Genomic DNA, 2,020 nt, shown 5'->3' on the forward strand with positions numbered 1-2,020 from the left:
GTAAGCGCTCCATAAACCCCACCAGCTTCATGATGGGTGGTGCGCTTAGCTAGGCGAGACCGGCGAGCAGTTCCAAGGCAGCAGCGCTTCGTAATCTTCAACCGATGCCGCCGCCGGCAGGCGTTCCAGTGCGTGGCGCAGCCACGCATAAGGCTCTTGGCCGTTGGCTTTGGCAGTCTCGACTAGGCTGTAAAGTTGAGCACTGGCCGTCGCGCCCTTGAGCGTGTCGCTAAACAACCAGTTCTTTCTTCCGATCACGAAGGGGCGGATCGCGCGTTCAGCGGCGTTGTTGTCGAGCGGTAAGTAGCCTTCCTCGACGTATCGCTCCAGCTTGCTCCAGTTACTGGCGAGGTAACTGATGGCTTTGCCCAGGGCGTTCTGAGCAGTGACCTGTGGCTGCGTCTTTTCGATCCAACTTTTCAACTGAGCCAGTATCGGCAGGCTTTGTTCGTAACGACCGGTCTTGCGTTCATCGTCGCAGCAAGCCTTTAGGTCGCGTTCGATGCCGTAAAGCTTGTTGATCAGATTCAGTGCGATATCCGCGCGCCCCGTTTTACCTTTGGGCTGCACTTTCTGTGCTTCAACGAACTTGCGACGCGCATGGGCCCAGCACCCTAAACGCTCAACTCCAGCTTGGGCGCCCAGTGCGTTGTAACCGGCATAATCATCGGTCATGACGTAGCCACGATAGCCATCGAGCAGGCGCGTAGGCACCTCCTGCGCTCGGCTGCTGGAGTAGTCAAAAAGGATTACCGGCTTATCCGGCGGGCCGCCGGTTTGCACCCACATCCATGACTGGCTGCTCGGCTCACGGTCAGGTTCTTTCAACACCTGCACCCGCGTTTCATCGCAATGGATGACCCGGCTGGCCAATAGGCTGTCGCGCATTAAATTCAGCAGCGGCTGAAAGTGTTCGCCGCACTGGATAACCCAGCGTGCCAAGGTCTGGCGAGGGATATCGATGCCGTGGCGGCCCAGTACTTTTTCAAAGCGGTAAAGCGGCAAACCATCCACATATTTAGTGGTCAGCAGCATCGCCAGAACGCTCGGGCTGGCCATGCTTTTTTCAATCACCTGAGCCGGCTTGTCCGCAGTTACCGGTGCAGTCTCGCAGTCGCGGCAGCCGTAGACTTTACGAACGTGTTTGATCACCCGTATCTGCATCGGGACGATTTCAAGTTGCTCGCTGATTTCCTCGCCAATGGCGTGTTTGCGGCAACCGCAGGTACAAGTCAGCTCATGCTCGGGCAGTTCGTGGATGACTTCGATGCGCGGTAGATCGGCAGGCAATGGGTTACGCTTGCCTCGGCGCTTTGAGGGGGCAACGACCTCTTCTTCAGTGGTCTCGCACGCCAACTCGACCTCGTGCTCCGCTTCATTGAACAACGCCATTTGAGGCGTTGCCGGATCGACGGCCTGTTCTGATTTTCGGCCGAACAGGCGCTGCCTTAGTAGTGCAACTTGCTCTTCGAGCACGCCCATCCTGGACTGCATCTTCGCAAGCATCTGCTTGAGCAATTCAGGATCATCAGGAAGGTTGTCGGGCACGGAATTCATGCCCGGGATTATACCGAATCAGGCCACGAATCGCGGCGTCAAAACCTGATGGGGACGGTTACGCCAAAGGTCAAAGCCGTCGAGCATCCAATTGAGCTCCTGGACAGTCAGGACAATTGCTTCGTCGCTCAGATCGGGCGATGTTTTGAAACGCTCAGACTCCAGGCGCTTGAGCCAAAGGCAGAAGCCGTTGCACTCCCAGTACAAGATCTTCACGCGGTTGCGTGGCTTGTTGAGGAAGACGAAAAGCACGGGGTCGAACACCGCGACCTTAATGTCTAACTCGACCAAGGCTGCCAGACCGTCGATGGATTTTCGGAAGTCGACGGGCTTGGGGTACAGATACACTTTTTCGACTTTTGCATCGGGACGCATCATGGTTGGCGGGCTCCAGAAAGAAATCGGGAGCACAGCATCCGTGATCAAGCAGCGGCTTTGAATGTGGGGTTTATGGAGCGCTTAC

At 56.6% G+C, this 2,020-nt stretch carries 2 protein-coding genes; both read right to left on the reverse strand.

Annotated features, from left to right (window positions below; translation table 11 throughout):
* Positions 1 to 45 precede the first annotated feature (45 nt).
* Entirely contained in the window at positions 46 to 1,557 is a 1,512-nt protein-coding gene (gene tnpC, locus ACIPY9_RS24550; RefSeq protein WP_400707812.1) for an IS66 family transposase, read from the reverse strand.
* A gap of 18 nt (positions 1,558 to 1,575) precedes the next feature.
* Positions 1,576 to 1,935, reverse strand: coding sequence for an IS66 family insertion sequence element accessory protein TnpB (tnpB, locus tag ACIPY9_RS24555; protein WP_400707815.1), 360 nt, complete (start codon positions 1,933 to 1,935; stop codon positions 1,576 to 1,578).
* Positions 1,936 to 2,020: the final 85 nt, after the last annotated feature.

The organism is Pseudomonas sp. NPDC089734 (assembly GCF_044748865.1).
Taxonomy (GTDB): domain Bacteria; phylum Pseudomonadota; class Gammaproteobacteria; order Pseudomonadales; family Pseudomonadaceae; genus Aquipseudomonas.

Excerpts from the sequence above, each read along its gene's own strand:
- tnpB (WP_400707815.1), bottom strand. The coding sequence starts at position 1,935 with ATGATGCGTCCCGATGCAAAAGTCGAAAAAGTGTATCTGTACCCCAAG.
- tnpC (WP_400707812.1), bottom strand. The coding sequence starts at position 1,557 with ATGAATTCCGTGCCCGACAACCTTCCTGATGATCCTGAATTGCTCAAG.